The organism is Microbacterium sp. YJN-G (assembly GCF_015040615.1).
In the GTDB taxonomy this organism is placed as follows: Bacteria; Actinomycetota; Actinomycetes; order Actinomycetales; family Microbacteriaceae; genus Microbacterium.
On record NZ_CP060402.1, the window covers coordinates 2,777,735 to 2,795,168 of the forward strand.

A 17,434-nucleotide genomic window follows, 5' to 3' on the forward strand; every position below is an offset into this window, starting at 1 on the left:
GGTGCAGGACCGCCGGAGTTTATTTCCGGCGCGCACTGTAGCCATCGCGCGCGAAGCGCGCTACCGTCGCCGATATCGAAAGGGAAGCCTGATGACTGCTCCGACCACTGCCGCCGCGCCATCGACGACCGAACTCACCGGCGGATTCGCCCAGGTGCTGCTGGCAACGCTCGCTTCCACCATAGGTTTCTGGGCCTGGATGTCGATATCCCCGCTGCAGCAGACCTACGCTACCGAGATGGGCCTGGATGAGGGTCAGATCTCGCTGATGCTCGCCACGCCCGTGCTGGTCGGCGCCCTGGGCCGTATCGTGATCGGCGCGATGACCGACCGCTTCGGCGGCCGGAAGATGTTCACCGCGGTGCTGCTGCTCTCGGCCCCCGCCGTGCTGCTGGTCGCCCTCGCCGGCAGCATCGGCAGCTTCCCGCTGCTGATGGTCGCGGGCTTCTACCTGGGCGTCGCCGGCACGATCTTCGCGGTCGGCGTGCCGTTCTCGAGCGCCTGGTTCCCGCCGTCGCGGCGCGGTTTCGCGAACGGCGTGTTCGGCATGGGCATGATCGGCACGGCGGTCTCGGCCCTGGCGACTCCGCGGCTGGCCCAGTCGATCGGCTATCTGCCCACGCACCTGGTCATCGCCGGTGCCCTGGTGGCCATGGCCGCCCTGGTGTGGTTCTTCATGCGCGAATCGCCGGCGTGGGAGCCGAACCGCGAGAAGCTGGTGCCGAAGGTCGTCGGAGCGCTCAAGCTGCCCGTGACCTGGGAGATGGCGTTCCTGTACGGCATCGTCTTCGGCGGCTTCGTCGCGTTCTCGAACTTCCTGCCCAAGTACCTCACCACCGTCTACCCCGAAGACGTCGATCCGCTCGGTGCCGGTGCCCGCACCGCACTGTTCGCGGCAGCGGCCGTGGTCGCCCGCCCGATCGGCGGTGTGCTCGCCGACCGCTTCGGCCCGAAGGTGGTCTCGCTGGTCTCGCTGGGCGGCATCGTCACGCTCGCCTACGTCGTCGGGCAGCAGCCGCCGGAGGGTATCGTGACGGGTGTGACGTTCATCCTGATGGCCTCGGCGATGGGTCTGGGCATGGGTGCCGTCTTCGCGTGGATCGGCCCGTCGACGCCGAAGGAGAAGGTCGGCGCGGTCAGCGGCGTCGTGGCGGCGGCCGGTGGTCTGGGCGGTTACTTCCCGCCCCTCGTCATGGGTGCCACCTACCACCCCGAGTCGAACTCGTACTCGCTGGGCCTGTGGCTGCTCGTGCTCGTCGGCGCGTTCGCGCTGGTCGTCGCCGGCATGCTGCGCGATGTGGGGCGGAAGGCCTGACCCGTGGTCGCCGTGCCCGTCACCATCGCATCCTCCCCGCCCCGGGAGGACACGCGACGGATGCCGGACGCCGGACCCCTGCTCGACACGCACGGCCGCGTGCACCGCGACCTGCGCATATCGCTGACCGACCGCTGCTCGCTACGCTGCACCTACTGCATGCCCGAGCAGGGCAACGAATGGCTCGCGCGGGAGTCGATCCTCTCCACGGATGAGATCGTGCGCGTCGCGACGATCGCGGCGGATGCCGGGATCACGACGTTCCGGCTCACCGGCGGCGAGCCTCTGCTGCGCCGCGACATCACCGAGGTCGTGCGGCGCCTGGCCGCCGTGGAGTCGCCGTCGGGACCCGTGCAGGTCGCGATGACGACCAACGGGATCGTGCTGGCCGAGAAGCTCGACGAGCTGATCGATGCGGGCCTGAACCGGCTGAACATCTCGATCGACACGCTGCGCCGCGACCGCTTCGCCGCCCTCACCCGGCGCGACCGGATCGACGATGTCATGCGCGGGATCGCCGCGGCCGCAGCATCCGGACTGCGTCCCCTCAAGCTCAACACCGTCGCGATGCGCGGCGTGAACGACGATGAGCTGCAGGACCTCGTGGCGTTCGCGCTCGATCACGGAGCCGAGCTGCGCTTCATCGAGCAGATGCCGCTGGATGCCGGGCACACCTGGAACCGCAGCACGATGGTCACCCGCGAGGAGATCCTCGAGTCGCTGTCGCAGCGGTGGGAGCTGACCCCCGTTCCCGGACGCGGTGGAGCGCCGGCAGAGCGGTGGCGACTCGACGGCGGCGCCACGGTCGGCGTGATCGCCTCGGTGACGGCACCGTTCTGCGGGGCCTGCGACCGGTTGCGGCTGACCGCCGACGGCCAGCTGCGCAACTGCCTGTTCTCGACGCACGAGTTCGACCTGCTGCCTGCCCTGCGCAGCGGGGCGGCGGATGCCGAGCTCGAGGAGGTGCTGCGCCGGTGCGTGTGGGCGAAGCTTCCGGGGCACGCGATCGACGACCCGTCGTTCCTGCAGCCCGCGCGCGGGATGAACGCGATCGGCGGCTGACGCGATCGGCTGGTCGTGCTGAGTTCAGCTGAGGACGACGGGCATCCGCTCCCAGCCGCCCAGCGGCGCGTCGTGGCGCACCGGCGCCTCGCCCGGTGCCGGCTCGATGAACTGCGTGGCGCCCAGCAGTGCGATGATCACGGCTCGCAGCTCGGCGTAGGAGAGGTCGCGTCCTGGGCAGACGTGCGGACCGATGCCGAAGACGAGGTTGTGCTCGGCGTGCGCATGCGGGTCGAAGCCGTCTGAGAAGACCTCCGGGTCGCGGTTGGCCGCGGCCCAGTCCAGCAGCACCGGCGTGCCGGCGTCGATCGGCACCCCCGAGGGGGTGATCGCCGGGCAGGTGGTCACGCGCTTGTTCGCCACGAACGGGTCATCGATCCGCAGGCACTCCCCGAGGATCGCATCCAGCTCGGCCCGCGCCGCGGCGGCATCCGGGGTCTTTCCGGTCCGGATGCCGTTCGCGAGCATCCGCACCCGCTGCTGCCACCGGGCTCGCTCCGCGAGCCGGTGGACGACGACGCCGATGCAGCGGGCCAGCGACCCCAGGTCGCCGGCGGTCCAGTTGCGCAGGATCGAGACGATCTCCTCATCGGTGAGCGGGCGGCCCTCGACCCGCTCGTCGAGCAGCCGGTGCGTGGCATCGTCGGTCACCGCGTCGCCGCTCTCGCGGGCCGCGCGGTGCGCGTCGACCTGGCGGATGACGATCTCGTCGAACCGCTCGGCGAGGGCGGCGTTGTGCTCGGGATCGGGACGCCGTGCACCCGCGTAGTTGTCGGCCATCCAGGTGCGCAGCTCGTCCTCGAGCTCGGCGGGCCAGCCCAGCCAGCGGCACTGCGCGCGCACGGCGAACACCTCGCCGATGTCGCCGACCGCGTCGATCGTGACGCCGTGCGGCAGCCCGCCGATGACGTCGGCGGCGACCTCGTCGAGCAGCGGCTGCAGGCCGTCGACGATCGCCGGGGTCATCTGCCTGTCGACCACGGCGCGGAACGCCCGGTGCTCTTCGCCGTCCATGCCGTTGGGCACATGAAGGTGCCGCGACGTGCGGCTCGAGAACGTCTCGGCGTCCTGCGCGGCTGCCATGACATCGGCATGCCTGACGAGCCGGACCGGTTCGGTCATCGCACCTCCCGCGGATCTGCGTCTCCTGCCACGCTACCGGGATTCTGAGGACACTCGCACCGTGAATATCCACAGCCCCGGGCGGTTGCCGCCCGACGTCGGATGCCGCGGATAGCCTTGCTGCATGGCCACCACCCGTCGACCCGCCCCTCCCGCGTTCGCCTGCACCGAGTGCGGCTGGACGACGGCGAAGTGGGTCGGCCGCTGCGGCGAGTGCCAGCAGTGGGGCACCGTGCAGGAGCAGGCCGCGAAGACCGGGATCGTCCGGCAGACGGATGCCGTTGCCCCGGCCGCCGAGCGCGCCGCCCGCCCGATCACGCAGATCACCACGACCGACGCACCTCGCCGCACGAGCGGCGTCGGCGAGTTCGACCGGGTGCTCGGCGGCGGGATCGTGCCGGGAGCCGCGATCCTGCTCTCGGGGGAGCCCGGGGTCGGCAAGTCGACGCTGCTGCTCGAGGTCGCGGCGGCGACCGCGCGGGCCGGCCGGCGCGTGCTGTACGCCAGCGCGGAGGAGTCACCCGCACAGGTGCGACTGCGGGCCGAGCGCACCGGGGCGTTGCACGACGAGCTGTACCTGGCGAGCGAGACCGACCTGGCGACGATCCTCGGTCACATCGACGAGGTGCGGCCCGAGCTGGTCATCGTCGATTCGGTGCAGACCGTGGCATCCGGGCTGATCGACGGGGCGGCCGGTCAGCCGAGCCAGGTGCGCGAGGTGGCGGCGACGCTGATCCGGGTGGCGAAGGACCGCGGGCTGCCTGTCATCATCGTCGGGCATGTCACCAAGGACGGCCAAGTCGCAGGGCCGCGTGTGCTCGAGCATCTCGTCGACGTGGTCTGCCACTTCGAGGGCGATCGTCAGACGGCGCTGCGCTTCATCCGCGCGCTGAAGAACCGGTTCGGCCCCACCGACGAGGTCGGCTGCTTCGAGATGACCGGTGCCGGCATCGCCGAGGTGCCCGACCCGAGCGGGCTGTTCCTCTCGCAGGGTGCGGCCGAGCCCGGAACCTGCGTGGCGATCGCGATGGAGGGCAGGCGCGCCCTGCCCGTCGAGGTGCAGGCGCTGACGATCGAGACCGCGGCTCCCAACCCGCGCCGGGTGGTGCACGGGCTGGACTCGTCGCGGGTGGCGATGGTGCTGGCGATCCTGGAGCGCCGGGCGAACATCCCCACGTCGAAGCTCGACGTGTACGTGTCGACGGTGGGCGGGGTGCGCTTCACCGAGCCCGCCGCGGATCTTGCGATCGCAGTGGCCGTCGCCGGGTCGATCCGGCAGGTGCCGGTGCCGCGCACGGTCGCTGCGGTCGGTGAGCTGTCGCTGGCCGGCGAGATCCGCCCGGTGACGCAGGCCGCGCAGCGGCGCAGCGAGGCGGCGCGGCTCGGTTACCGGCAGGTGGTCGACGACCGGGCGAAGACGTTGCGCTCCGCTCTCGGCGAGTTGCGCACCCACGACGCCAAGCCGCGCCGCGGCGAAGGCATCCCGCCCTTCTGATCCCTCGCTCTGAGCCTCTCGAAGGGCAGCAGCACCAGAAGGTGTCCGAAATGAGCAGGGGCCACGCGCCCCGGAGGCTCCGCGCAGCGCGGAGCGATGCGTGGAGTGGGGCGTGGGGATAGGTCCCTGAGGCTCTCGAAGGGCCCCAACCCAGCAGGGCGTCGCACTTGAGCAGGGGCCACGCGCCCCGGAGGCTCCGCGCAGCGCGGAGCGATGCGTGGAGTGGGGCGTGGGGATGGGTCCCTGAGGCTCTCGAAGGGCCCCAGCACCAGCGGCGTGGGGATGGGTGCTTCGACAGGCTCAGCAACCCATCGGCGCAGCCGGCGTCAGGCCCGGGGGTCGCTCGGGCCGCCGCGCGTGCCCTTGTGCGCCTCCTCGATGATGCGCACGTTGCTCACTGCGACGGAGTCGGCCATGAGCAGGTCGAGCGACGTGATGAACAACCGTCCGATCTCCTCATCCGTGGCATCGGGTCCCGGCAGATCCACGCGGAAGCCCTGCGCCTGCAGTCCGCCCTCGTTCGAGAAGGTGACCTCGGCGTCGAAGATCGCCCGGTACTGGGCCGTCACGCCTGCAGCGCCTTCAGCAGCTCGGCGGGCGGGGCCTGCATGGGGTGGGGCCCGGCGATGTCGAGGAAGACGGTGGTGATCGTGTCGCGGTGGGTGGTGAGGAACGCGGTGAGCCAGGCCGGCGAATAGATCCCGACCCCCGGAGGCAGGTTCGCGGGCTTGTTGCGGGCGTCGCTGAACAGCAGCAGCGCCACGTCGCCGGTGCTCTGGTCGCGGTAGGTCCAGACCTCGCCGCCGTCGAGCGGATTATCGCGCGGGCCGGGCTTGATCAGCGGCACGACGGTGTTCCCGTTGCGCAGCGCCAGCGCGACAGCCGCCATGTCCTGCTTCTCGAGTGCCTGTGCGAGCGCCTCGGACCGGAAGTCCTGGGGTGCGGGGCGCTTCGCGCCTGCCCTCTTCTTCGCCATGCCTCCAGCTTATGAGCCCGAGCCGGCTTAAGAGTGTGGGGCCCTCTCGAGTCCTCCATTGGGGACTGGGGTACTCGAGAGGGCCCTCTGATTCTCACCGCGGCGATTGTCGGAGCGCTGGGGACGCTTAGAACGACACCACTGGGGATGGCTTCGCCGCACTAGTCCGGAGAACCATGCCCCATGGTATCCCAAAATACTGGGAGATGTCAGTACATCCCGGATCGCGATCCGGCTTCTGTCACTGCAGGAAGATCTGACGCGATCCGGCGCTTGCGAATCCGCCGATCGAGACGGTCACGTGGTACGACGCCCCGCCGCCCGGCGCGCGCGGCCGGTTCTTCTCCGCGCAGGTCTGCTCGGACGAGCGGGTGCGATCCCAGACGACCGGCGTGGCGCTGCGCACGGTCGAGCCGGCCTCGAGCGTCACGATCATGTCGCTCGGGTCGGTCTGGCAGTGCGCCGACTTCCACCACACGTCCGCACCGCTCGTGACGGTGAACAGCTGGGTGCGCGATCCGACGTTGAGCGTGCAGTCGCGTGCGCCGATGTTGGTCAGCTCGATCGACAGCTTCGGCAGCACGCCGGCCGCGTAGCTCTCAGCATCCGTGATGGCCTTCACCTCGACGTCGGTCGCCTCGCAGGCGACCAGCCCCGGGGTCTCCGACGGCGCCGGACTCGGCGCGTCGGTGGGAGCGGATGCCGTGCCGTCGGGCGCGGCATCCTCAGCATCCGTGGGCTGCGGCGCGCTGGCCGGTGCGTTCCACGGCTGGGCGACCGCCAGCCAGACACCGCCGACGCCGGCAGCGGCCACGATCAGTACCAGCAGGAGCAGCGCCAGGCGCCGCCTGCGGTACACGGCGGCGGATTGACGAGGCATGTCTCCAGGCTAATCGAGGTGCTTGATCATCCTGGTGTTGCCGAGTGTGTTCGGCTTGACGTGCGCGAGGTCGAGGAACTCCTCGACACCGGCGTCGCCGCTGCGCAGCAGCTGCGAGTACACGTCGGCCTCGACGACCTGTTCACCGATCGGCTCGAAGCCGCGGCGGCCGAAGAATCCGGTCTCGAACGTGAGGCAGAACAGCCGCGAGAGACCGAGGTCGCGTGCGCGGCGCTCGAGCTCCTCCACGATCGCACGCCCGACGCCGAGGTGCAGGTGGTCATCGCGCACGAGCAGGGTGCGCACCTCACCCAGGTCCTCCCACATGACGTGCAGGGCACCGCATCCGATCAGCTCGCCGCCGGACTCGGCGACGACGAACTCCTGTACCGCCCCGTAGAGCACGGCGAGATCCTTGCCGAGCAGGATGCGGCGGTCGACGAGCGGCTCCAGCAGGGCGTGGATGCCGGCGATGTCGGCGCTGCGCGCGGGCCGCACGATGTAGTCGCTCACGGATCCAGCCTAGAACCCGCGCGCTGAGAGCATCCCGTCCGACACTAGTTGCTTGAGGCAACTATCGGATCTAGACTGTGGGCATGACCACCGCGCCGGAGTCCGCACCCGAACTCGTGCTCCTGCGCTCCCTGACGCACCTGATGGCGCGGTGGTCATCGTCCGCGACGCAGGCATCGGTCGCGCAGGCCGCGGATGTCGCACTCGACACGGCAGACATCCCACCGGTCTACATGCTCGGCCTCGGGGGGCCGATGCGCGCCGCCGAGCTCGCCACCTCGCTGCACGTGAGCCGTCCGACGATGAGCAAGCAGCTCACCCGCCTCGAGGCTGCCGGGCTGATCGTGCGCGAGCCGGATCCGGCCGACGGCCGGGCCGCGATCGTGCGGCTCTCCCCCGACGGCGCCGATGCGCACGACCGGCTGGTCGCCGAAGGGCACCGCATGATCCGGCGCGCGCTGCGCGGCTGGCCGCAGGCAACGGCATCCGACTTCGCCGCGCAGCTGCAGGTGTTCACCGACGCGCTGGGGGCGAATGAATCCGCGAACGAACCCGCCGCGGATGCCGTGCGCTCTGGACCAGAGCGCTGAGGGAAGGAGAACCCATGAACCGCACCTACGTCGTCACCGGGTCCGCATCGGGGATCGGCGCGACCACCGCCCGCCTGCTCACCGAGCGCGGCGCCCGGGTGATCGGCATCGATCTGAGGGATGCCGATGTCGAGGCCGACCTGAGCACCCCAGAGGGCCGCTCCGCCGCCGCGGAGGCGGCGATCGAGCAGGCCGGCGGCAGGATCGACGCCGTGATCGCCTGCGCCGGGATCTCGGCTCCGATCGCGAAGACGATCTCGGTGAACTACTTCGGCGTGACCGAGCTGCTCGAGGCGCTGCGCCCCGCGCTGGCGAAGTCCGACGCGCCCCGCGCCGCTGTCGTCTCATCGATGGCGTCGCTGCAGCCGAACTCGGCGGAGATGGTCGACGCGGCCCTCGCCGGCGACGAGGCGTCCGCCGTCGAGATCGCCGAGGGGCTCGCCGCTCAGGGCCCGGAGATCGGCTACCTCGTGTACCCGTCGTCCAAGCGCGCGCTCTCCCGCTGGGTGCGCCGCCGTTCCATCTCGCCGGAGTGGGCGGGCGCCGGCATCCCGCTGAATGCTGTCGCCCCCGGTACTGTGCTGACGCCCATGACCGAGCAGCTGCTCGCCACCCACGAGGGCAGGGCGATGGTCGACGCCGCCGTGCCGATGCCGCTGAACTACCACCAGCCGCCGGAGTCGGTGGCGAACCTGCTGATCTGGCTCACCAGCGTCGAGAACTCCCACCTGGCCGGCCAGGTGATCTACGACGACGGCGGCGCCGAGGTGACGCTGCGCGGCGAGGACGTGTGGTCCTGGGCCGACTGACCGCCCGCGCGCCCGCACGCACGACGAAGGGGACCCGGGTGCTTCGGCATCCGGGTCCCCTTTCCGTCGCGGGCTCGCGCGGGCTCAGCCGGCGGCGAGGTCCGGCGTGGCGGAGATGCCGTGGCCGGGGTTCACGCCGACCGACACCTTCTCGCCGCGCGGGGCGCTGTCGAAGACGAACTTGCCGTCCACGACGCTGACCTTCACGTGGTCGCCGGTGTTGAGCTGGCCGTGCAGGATGCGCTCGGAGAGCTGGTCCTCGATCTCGCGCTGCATGGCGCGGCGCAGCGGCCGGGCGCCCAGGGCGGGATCGAAGCCGATGTCGATGAGCTTGTCCTTCGCGTCATCCGACAGCTCGACGGTCATGTCGCGGTCGAGCAGGCGGTCGCCCAGCTGCTTGACGAACAGGCCGACGATCTGACGCAGCTCGTCCTTGTTCAGCTGCGGGAACACGATGATGTCGTCGAGACGGTTCAGGAACTCGGGCTTGAAGTGGCGCTTGAGCTCTTCGTCGACCTTGCCCTTCATCCGCTCGTAGGTGGTCTGCGAGTTGCCCTCGACCTGGAAGCCGACCGGACCACCGGCGATCGCCGACGAACCGAGGTTGGTCGTCATGATGATGACGGTGTTCTTGAAGTCGACGATGCGCCCCTGACCGTCCGTCAGACGACCCTCTTCGAGGATCTGCAGCAGCGAGTTGAAGATGTCGGGGTGCGCCTTCTCGATCTCGTCGAACAGCACGACCGAGAACGGCTTGCGGCGCACCTTCTCGGTGAGCTGGCCGCCCTCTTCGAAACCGACGAACCCGGGAGGGGCACCGAACAGCCGCGAGACGGTGTGCTTCTCACCGAACTCCGACATGTCGAGCGATATGAGGGCTGCCTCGTCGTCGAAGAGGAACTCGGCGAGCGCCTTGGCGAGCTCGGTCTTTCCGACGCCGGTGGGGCCGGCGAAGATGAACGAGCCGGAGGGGCGCTTCGGGTCCTTCAGGCCGGCGCGCTGGCGGCGGATCGTGCGGGAGAGTGCCGCGATGGCCTCCTCCTGACCGATGACGCGCTGGTGCAGAGCCTTCTCCATGAAGACCAGGCGGCTGGACTCCTCTTCGGTGAGCTTGAACACCGGGATGCCCGTGGCCTGGGCGAGCACCTCGGCGATCAGGCCCTCGTCGACGACGGCGTGCGTCTGCACGTCGCCCGAGCGCCACTGCTTCTCCAGGCGCAGCCGCTCGCCGAGCAGTTCCTTCTCCTGGTCGCGCAGCGCTGCGGCGCGCTCGAAGTCCTGCTCCTCGCTGGCCGCCTCCTTCTCCTGACGCACCTTGGCGATGCGCTCGTCGAACTCGCGCAGCTCGGGCGGGGAGGACAGGATGCTCAGGCGCAGACGCGCACCCGCCTCGTCGATCAGGTCGATCGCCTTGTCGGGCAGGAACCGGTCGGAGACGTAGCGGTCGGCGAGGTTCGCCGCCGCGACGATGGCGCCGTCGGTGATCTGCACCTTGTGGTGCGCCTCGTAGCGGTCGCGCAGGCCCTTGAGGATGTTGATCGCGTGCGGCAGCGTCGGCTCGTTCACCTGCACCGGCTGGAAGCGGCGCTCGAGAGCGGCATCCTTCTCGAAGTACTTGCGGTACTCGTCGAGGGTGGTGGCGCCGATGGTCTGCAGCTCGCCCCGGGCGAGCAGGGGCTTGAGGATGCTGGCCGCGTCGATCGCGCCCTCGGCGGCGCCCGCACCCACGAGGGTGTGGATCTCGTCGATGAAGACGATGATGTCGCCGCGGGTGCGGATCTCCTTGGTGACCTTCTTCAGGCGCTCCTCGAAGTCACCGCGGTAGCGGGACCCGGCGATGAGCGAGCCGAGGTCGAGCGAGTAGAGCTGCTTGTCCTTGAGCGTCTCGGGCACGTCGCCCTTGACGATCGCCTGGGCGAGGCCCTCGACGACGGCGGTCTTGCCGACGCCGGGCTCACCGATCAGGACGGGGTTGTTCTTGGAGCGGCGCGAGAGGATCTGCATGACCCGCTCGGCCTCCTTCTCGCGCCCGATGACCGGGTCGAGCTTGCCCTCGCGGGCGGCCTGGGTGAGGTTGCGGCCGAACTGGTCGAGCACCTGCGAGCCGCCCTGCGCGGCGGCCGGGCCGTCGTTCGCCTGGGCGCCGACGGATGCCGTCTCGCGTCCGGGGGCGCCGGAGAGCAGCTGGATGACCTGCTGGCGCACCTTGTTCAGGTCGGCGCCGAGCTTGACGAGCACCTGGGCGGCCACGCCCTCGCCCTCGCGGATGAGGCCGAGGAGGATGTGCTCGGTGCCGATGTAGTTGTGGCCGAGCTGCAGCGCCTCGCGCAGGCTCAGCTCGAGCACCTTCTTGGCGCGCGGAGTGAAGGGGATGTGGCCGGTCGGCTGCTGCTGACCCTGGCCGATGATGTCCTGCACCTGCTCGCGCACGGCGTCGAGGGAGATGCCGAGGCTCTCGAGCGCCTTGGCGGCGACACCCTCACCCTCGTGGATGAGGCCGAGCAGGATGTGCTCGGTGCCGATGTAGTTGTGGTTGAGCATCTTCGCCTCTTCCTGGGCGAGGACGACCACTCGACGGGCTCGGTCCGTGAATCTCTCGAACATGCTGTGACTTCCTTTCGCACGCGGCGAAGCGGCGGTAGCGCCTTGTACATCGAGAGTAACGACCGCGCGAGGCTGGTTCGGCCGTGTTCGCCGTCGGCATACCCGGGTTGCTTTTCGTGACGAACGCGAGATCCGGCCTGGGTCCCTGAGCCTGTCGAAGGGCCCAGTGCTCCGGCCTGGGTCCCTGAGCCTGTCGAAGGGCCCCAGCCCGCCGCCCACAAGGACACCTCTTGACACCCATATCGACTGTCATTATGTTAACGAAAAGCGATAATAACGATTCTCGATATGAGTCGATTCTCGATGTGAAGGAGGTTCGCCATGAACACACCCGCCGGACGCCCCGTCTCCCGTGCCGACGGCTTCGGCCTGGGCCTGATCGCCACCGGCGCCGTGAGCGTCGCCGCGGCCGCCGTCGTCGCCATCATCGCGGGCGCCTTCCAGGTCTTCGGCTCGGATGCCGTCGTCCGGATGCCGCTGGTCGGCGGCGAAGCCGCCGCGGTCGAGGGCCTGGACGGCATCCGCTCCGCCACCACCGCGCACGCCGACGTGACCTTCGAGTCGCTCTCGGCGGGCGCGCGCTGGCTGCTGCTGCTCGAGGGCGCGCTGCCGGCGCTCGCGACCATCGGCGTGTGCGCCGTTGCCTGGTGGCTGGGCGTCTCGCTCATCCACGGCCGCGCGTTCCGCAGGACCATGTCGACGACGATCGGCATCGCCGCCTGCCTCGTGGCGGCGGGCGGGCTCTTCGGTCAGCTGCTCGGCGCGATCGGGCGAGCGATGATCGTCGACGGCCTGGCGTCCGCCGATCCCGGCGTGTACGACGTCTTCCCCGCGTTCCAGATCGATCTCGATCTCGCTCCGCTGGGCTGGGGCTTCGCCCTCGCGCTCATCGCGATGGCCTTCGCCGCCGGCACCCGCCTGCAGCGCGACACGGAGGGACTGGTATGAGCCCGGCGGAGAGCGATGACGAGGCCACCGGCATCCACTGCAGGCTGGACGAGCTGCTCGCCGAGCGGAACATGACCCTGACCGAGCTGAGCTCCCGCGTGGGCGTCAGCATCGTCAACCTGTCGGTGCTGAAGAACGACCGCGCCCGCGCCATCCGCTACTCGACCCTCCGCGCGATCTGCGAGGCGCTGGAGTGCGAGGTCGGCGACCTGCTCGTCCTCGCTTGAACCCCCTCCCCCGCCCTTCGACAGGCTCAGGGACCCAACGGGAATGGGTTGCTGAGCCTGTCGAAGCACCCACGCTGGGATGTCCCCTTCGACAGGCTCAGGGACCCAACGGGACGGGAAGTGACAGGGATGGGTTGCCGAGCCTGTCGAAGCACCCACGCTGGGATGTCCCCTTCGACAGGCTCAGGGACCCAGACGGGGCCAGGCCCTTCGACAGGCTCAGGGACCCAGAGGCCGAGGCCGGCTCCCGTGGGCTGTCGTTCAGGTGCGCAGCTGGCCATTCCGTCACACAGCCACCGACCCGAGCGCCGACTCGACGACCACCTGGCGGACTGTCGTTCAGGCGACCATCGGCCGGAATCTGCGGGGCGGCGGATCGATTCCCGCCCAGGCGTACGTCAGCGCGGCGCGTTCTCTCAGCACGAAGCTGTCACCGCTCGGGTGGTTGAGCACGAAGTCGCCCTTGCCTTCGCGCGTGATGCGCCAGCCACCGTGGTGCAGCTGCATGTGGTGGTAGCGGCACAGCAGGATGCCCCGATCGATGTCCGTCCGGCCGCGGTCCGCCTTCCATTCGTCGATGTGGTGCGCCTCGCAATAGGACGAAGGACGATCGCAGCCCCTCCACCGACACCCGCCGTCCCTGATCGCGAGCGCGATCCTCTGCCGCGGGGTGAACAGCCGCTGTTCGCGTCCGACGTCGAGCGGATTGCCGCACCCGTCGACCGTGACGGCCACCGTTCCGGTGTCGCAGATGCGCTGCCGCACCGTCTGCGCGGGGAGCGAGACCAGCCCGTCTTCGGTGTGGCCCACGGGTGCGATGCCATCGGTCGCATCGATCACCTGCACCAGTCGCACCCCGACCTGCCGGACGCCGTGCACCGTCTCGGCGTCCGCGAGCACTCCCGCGCGGATGATGTCCATGAGCAGGTCGTAGCTGAGCTGCTCGTTCGTGCGGGTGTCGTCGGTCAGCTCCTGGGCACGGGCGGCCTCGTCGGCGTCCACGAACCGCGGGCCGCCACGACGGGGCCGGAGAGCCGCGGCGAAGACCGACTCGAAGAAGGCCGCGCCCTCATCGTCGAACGCGATGCTGGCGTGCTTGACGCCGTCCTGGTCGGTCCAGGTACGCAGGGTGCGACGCTCGAACCGGGCGAGGAAGCGCGCTTCGGCGCCCTCCGGATCGAGCATGTCGCGGATCGTCCGCGCGGCGGCCCCGAGCTCTTCGACCGTGCGCTCTGCCGCCTCATCAGCAAGGCGCTCTGCCGCCAGCATCCATGCGTCGTGGATCGCCGCAGCCTCCTCGGCAATGCCGCCCCCGACGTCCGGGGGTTCGGCGAGCCCGCGCAGGATCGCGTCGAACTGCGACGACGAGATGCGCCCCGCGCGCAGCGCATCCTTCAGGGGCTGTCGCCAGTCGGGCGGCGCAACGGGCGACGAAGAGGCTTCGACACGCTCAGGTGCGGAATCCGCGATCGCGCCGCCGAGCATCGCCTCACCGACGCGCACCTGACGCGCGGCTTCCACCCTGGTCGATCCGGTGATCTCCTGCACGAGTGACACCGGATTGCGGTGCCCGCGCGACTGGGACAACCCCGAGTGGCCCGCATCCCTGGTGGATCGCGTGGCGATGACGCCCGCCGCGATGATCCGCAGCTGCTCGGCGTGCCGCACGACGGCCGCCGATTCCTCGAGAACCGCGACGACCTCGGCATCCGTCATCCCGACCATCGCCGCCTGCGCCTGCTCGGCGCGCGCGCCTTCACCCAGCCGCGCCCCCACGGTGGGGATCAGCGCCGCAACCTCGGTGAAAGTGGCCATACTTCATACTGTCACGCGGCTCCGACATTCGGAGATATGTTCGTAGATCTGTGGATAACTCCCCGCGCGGTTCACCCCTGATCCACCGCCGTGCGCAATGCCTCCATCACCATCGGCCACGGCAGGCGCTCCTGCTCGAGGCGCACCCCGCCCTCGACAGAGATCCGGTCGAGCGCCGCCCGCTCCACCGAGGTGAGCGAGGGCAGCACGCGCGCCGAGACACCGTTCGGATCCGGCACCCAGAGTTCTCGATAAGCGAGCAGAGTGCTCTCGTCCATCAGCACGCTGACCGCCTCGACGCCATTCGCGCGCAGGCGATGCAGGATCGCGAAGCCGTCGGCATCCAGGTCACCCCAATACACGACCCGCGCCGAACGCACCCACGGCAGGCGATGGATCGGGACGGCGTACCCGCCGCCGTGGACGGCGGCGGTTCCCGGCCAGTCGGGCAGTGCAAGCACCGACTCGAGGTTCTCGCAGACGATGACCGCGCGCGGCGCGAGCGACAGCACGGAGAGTTCATCGATCGGCGCGGTGATGTCGCTCAGACCACCGGGCCGGGCCGCGGGGTCGAGGATGCGGATCCGCAGCGTCTCGGGCGAAGGGACGAAACCGAGATCGACCTCGCCGGTCATGGCCGCGTACAGCGACTCGACCAGGGCGCGATGCGCCCCGAGCCACTTGGTGTGCATGCCGGGGATCGGCACCTGCCGAAGCCGGTAGCCGGATGACGGATGCCGCCGCAACCAGGTGAGCACCTCGAGCAGCAGCGCGAAGTCAGCATCCGACAGCCTGTCGATCGCTCCCCCTCGGCGCTGGATCGCGGGGCGGATCGCCTCGTCGTCGCCGAAACGCTGGCGAAGCGCCGCCGCGCGGTCGCGGATCCGCATCCAGTCGCGGTACACCTCACGTCCGGCGAATCGCGCGATGGCGTCTGCGGTGTAGAGGGAGAGTCGCTCGGGGAGCTCCTGCCGGCCGACGCTCGGCCAGTTCTTCTGCACCCAACTCAGCCGCACGTCATCGCCGCCCACCCCGCGCCACGATTCGGCCCACTCACTCGCCGCCCGCGGGTCGGCGAGCACGGCACGCTCCGTAGGCGGTCGCAGCGGGATGCGGAGCACCGCCTCCGGGTCGTCACCGCAGGCGGCCCACTCGCGACGCCCCTTCTCGACCGCTTTCGCAGCCCGGGCGCGGGCCTCGGCGACGGTGACCGGCATCAGTCCACCTGCTCGAAGGGCACGTTCGACAGCAACGACTGCTTGCGGGTGGGGTTCGACACCGAGGTGACGGCCCCGACGTAGCTCTCGATCGTCTGTAGCAGCTTCTGCGGCGTGGCGAGGATCATGTGGAATCCGAACTCGCGGAAGACATCCATCGCCATCCGCGTGTACTGGCTGTCGGCCTTGTCGAAGGCCTCGTCGAGCACGATCGTGCCGTACGCCGGGACGTCCTGGTCGTCGTCGGTCAGCTGATAGCGCAACGCCGCCGCGAGGCAGAAGATCACGAGCTTCTGCCGCTGCCCTCCGGACAGCCCCGCGCTGGAGTCGTGCACGCTGAGCACCCGCCCTGCGCGGTCGACCTCCTGCGCCTGGAAGGTCACATGCTCACGGGTGTCGAGGCAGCGCTGACGCCAGGCGTAGTCGGCGCGGTCGCCGTTCTCGGCCGACTCGAGACGGTCCATGATGCGCTTCAGCGCGGCGAATCGCTGCTCGGCGCGCAGGTCGTTCTGATCCCACGAACCGTCGACGATGCTCTTCAGTTCGGTCATGAACTCGCTCGCGTCGGGCGAACGCCGCACCTTCACCCGGATCCGCAGAAAACGGTCGGCGTCGAACAGCGACCGCCCCAGTGAGATGTTCACCGGGTCGATGCGCTCCTCGATCTGCTTGGGAGCATCGCGGATCTCGCTGAGCAGGTGCCCGATCAGGTCGCGCGACTTCTCGCGCAGCAGTCTGCGGAAGTTCTCCTCGTGAGCGGGAGACCGCGGGTGCGGATGCCGTCGAGCAGCGCCCGATAGCCGCTGCGATCGTCGACGTCGGAGGTGAGGTTCGGGGCGGCTGCCGGCCACGCGCCCCGGAACTCCGAAGCCAGCCGGGCGAAGGTCATCATGGATCGCGACCGTGCGTCATCCGCTTCCTTCGCCGCCGCGTGCAGCGCATTGGCGACCTTCAGCCCGATGTCCCCGATGTTCGCCGTGTCGATCCGCCGCTGAACGGCGCGATAGCGTGCCTCGAGCAGAGCGATGTCGGCATCCGCCACCTCGACGCCGTGCAGCCGCGCAGTGAGCTGCGCGATCAGCGAGTCCGACGCCTGCAGGGCGCTCATCGCGAGTGCGCGCGCGGCATTAGCGTCATCCGCCTCCTGATTGCTGCTCTGCTTGCGCCGCTCGGCATCCTCGACGGCCCGCGATGCTTCATCGAGGTCGCGGCTCCGGGCGGTCAGGCGAGCCAGCTCCGCCTCGCGGTCCGCGATGGTCGCCTCCGCCGCGGCGGCGTCGAACTCGGCCCACGTGCGCTTCAGCACGCGTTCGAGCAGCAGCCGCCTGGCCATGGCGGCCTGGCCGGCGGCCAGATGCTCGTCGAGCTCGGCCCGCATCCGGTCGAGTTCGGTCTGTGCCGCCGCCCGGCGCTCGAGCAGGTGATCGATCTTCGCCTGGTTGTCGGACCCGAGGATCCAGTGGCGTCTGTCATCGATCGCCACGCGATCGTTCTTCTCGTAACGTCGAGCAGACGTCTTGATCTGCCCGCCGAGGGTGACGCCGCGCTCGACCTCGTCGAGTTCGTCCGGACCCGCGACGCACGAGACGTCGAACGAGTCCGAGAGCCGCCACTGCATCCACTTCTGGAACGGGCCCTCCGCCACGCGGACGCGATGCAGCAGCGAGTCCCGCGCTCGCGCGGGCCGCGGCGCCGCAGCATCCGCCGGCACCGCCTCGATGACCAGCCGCGTTCCCAGCGAACGCTTCTCGATGAGGCGTCGCACGCGCACGAGATCGGCGTCGCGCACGAGCAGGGCCGAGGCGAGCGGATGCAGCACGCGCTCGATCGCGCCCGTCCACTCGGCGTATTCCGGCATCAC

General features: G+C 70.0%; 17 protein-coding genes. 7 read left to right on the forward strand and 10 right to left on the reverse strand.

The features are described from left to right. Positions 1-91: 91 nt before the first annotated feature. Both H7694_RS13380 and moaA read left to right on the forward strand, forming a co-directional pair. Positions 92-1,315, forward strand: coding sequence for an MFS transporter (locus H7694_RS13380; protein WP_193596959.1), 1,224 nt, complete (start codon positions 92-94; stop codon positions 1,313-1,315). Between the two features lie 60 nt (positions 1,316-1,375). Continuing rightward, the gene (moaA, locus tag H7694_RS13385; protein WP_193599228.1) at positions 1,376-2,377 is read left to right on the forward strand and encodes a GTP 3',8-cyclase MoaA; all 1,002 of its coding nucleotides are present in this window, start codon (positions 1,376-1,378) and stop codon (positions 2,375-2,377) included. 24 nt (positions 2,378-2,401) lie between these two features. On the opposite strand, the gene H7694_RS13390 is transcribed toward moaA, so the two are convergent. Continuing rightward, a complete protein-coding gene (locus H7694_RS13390) occupies positions 2,402-3,499 on the reverse strand; it encodes a cytochrome P450 (protein ID WP_227468128.1) in 1,098 nt (365 codons plus the stop codon). Positions 3,500-3,623: 124 nt separating this feature from the next. Between H7694_RS13390 and radA the strand changes: the two genes are divergently transcribed. Next, positions 3,624-4,994 (forward strand): DNA repair protein RadA, encoded by a 1,371-nt coding sequence (gene radA / locus H7694_RS13395; protein ID WP_193596960.1) that lies wholly within the window; start codon positions 3,624-3,626, stop codon positions 4,992-4,994. 326 nt (positions 4,995-5,320) lie between these two features. Here radA and H7694_RS13400 read toward each other — a convergent pair whose 3' ends face one another. The 4 genes from H7694_RS13400 to H7694_RS13415 all read right to left on the reverse strand — a co-directional run bounded on the left by H7694_RS13400 (position 5,321) and on the right by H7694_RS13415 (position 7,363). Continuing rightward, positions 5,321-5,563: a hypothetical protein gene (locus tag H7694_RS13400; RefSeq protein ID WP_193596961.1), complete on the reverse strand. Its 243-nt coding sequence runs from the start codon at positions 5,561-5,563 to the stop codon at positions 5,321-5,323. Further along, entirely contained in the window at positions 5,560-5,970 is a 411-nt protein-coding gene (locus H7694_RS13405) for a dehydrogenase (protein ID WP_193596962.1), read from the reverse strand. The genes H7694_RS13400 and H7694_RS13405 overlap by 4 nt, the downstream gene beginning before the upstream one ends. Before the next feature lie 241 nt (positions 5,971-6,211). Next, complete coding sequence (locus tag H7694_RS13410) at positions 6,212-6,850, reverse strand: hypothetical protein (protein ID WP_193596963.1); 639 nt, start codon at positions 6,848-6,850, stop codon at positions 6,212-6,214. Between the two features lie 9 nt (positions 6,851-6,859). Next, on the reverse strand, positions 6,860-7,363 hold the full coding sequence (locus H7694_RS13415; RefSeq protein WP_193596964.1) for an amino-acid N-acetyltransferase: 504 nt from the start codon (positions 7,361-7,363) through the stop codon (positions 6,860-6,862). A gap of 83 nt (positions 7,364-7,446) precedes the next feature. On the opposite strand from H7694_RS13415, the gene H7694_RS13420 reads away from it, so the two are divergent. After that, positions 7,447-7,953, forward strand: a complete 507-nt coding sequence (locus tag H7694_RS13420; protein ID WP_193596965.1) for a MarR family winged helix-turn-helix transcriptional regulator — start codon at positions 7,447-7,449, stop codon at positions 7,951-7,953. Between the two features lie 14 nt (positions 7,954-7,967). Continuing rightward, positions 7,968-8,762, forward strand: a complete 795-nt coding sequence (locus tag H7694_RS13425; protein WP_193596966.1) for an SDR family oxidoreductase — start codon at positions 7,968-7,970, stop codon at positions 8,760-8,762. Between the two features lie 84 nt (positions 8,763-8,846). Here the strand turns inward: H7694_RS13425 and H7694_RS13430 are convergent, their stop codons facing one another. Beyond that, a complete protein-coding gene (locus tag H7694_RS13430) occupies positions 8,847-11,366 on the reverse strand; it encodes an ATP-dependent Clp protease ATP-binding subunit (RefSeq protein ID WP_193596967.1) in 2,520 nt (839 codons plus the stop codon). A gap of 321 nt (positions 11,367-11,687) precedes the next feature. On the opposite strand from H7694_RS13430, the gene H7694_RS13435 reads away from it, so the two are divergent. Both H7694_RS13435 and H7694_RS13440 read left to right on the forward strand, forming a co-directional pair. Then, complete coding sequence (locus H7694_RS13435) at positions 11,688-12,314, forward strand: hypothetical protein (RefSeq protein ID WP_193596968.1); 627 nt, start codon at positions 11,688-11,690, stop codon at positions 12,312-12,314. Further along, positions 12,311-12,541 (forward strand): helix-turn-helix domain-containing protein, encoded by a 231-nt coding sequence (locus tag H7694_RS13440; protein ID WP_193596969.1) that lies wholly within the window; start codon positions 12,311-12,313, stop codon positions 12,539-12,541. Before H7694_RS13435 ends, H7694_RS13440 begins: the two co-directional genes overlap by 4 nt. A 339-nt stretch (positions 12,542-12,880) precedes the next feature. Here the strand turns inward: H7694_RS13440 and H7694_RS13445 are convergent, their stop codons facing one another. From H7694_RS13445 to H7694_RS13460, 4 genes are all read right to left on the reverse strand, one after another. Next, a complete protein-coding gene (locus tag H7694_RS13445; RefSeq protein ID WP_193596970.1) occupies positions 12,881-14,356 on the reverse strand; it encodes an HNH endonuclease signature motif containing protein in 1,476 nt (491 codons plus the stop codon). A gap of 71 nt (positions 14,357-14,427) precedes the next feature. Continuing rightward, positions 14,428-15,573 (reverse strand): Wadjet anti-phage system protein JetD domain-containing protein, encoded by a 1,146-nt coding sequence (locus tag H7694_RS13450; protein ID WP_193596971.1) that lies wholly within the window; start codon positions 15,571-15,573, stop codon positions 14,428-14,430. Next, positions 15,573-16,217 (reverse strand): SbcC/MukB-like Walker B domain-containing protein, encoded by a 645-nt coding sequence (locus H7694_RS13455; protein WP_193596972.1) that lies wholly within the window; start codon positions 16,215-16,217, stop codon positions 15,573-15,575. Before H7694_RS13455 ends, H7694_RS13450 begins: the two co-directional genes overlap by 1 nt. Before the next feature lie 62 nt (positions 16,218-16,279). Further along, positions 16,280-17,434, reverse strand: a complete 1,155-nt coding sequence (locus tag H7694_RS13460; protein ID WP_193596973.1) for a hypothetical protein — start codon at positions 17,432-17,434, stop codon at positions 16,280-16,282.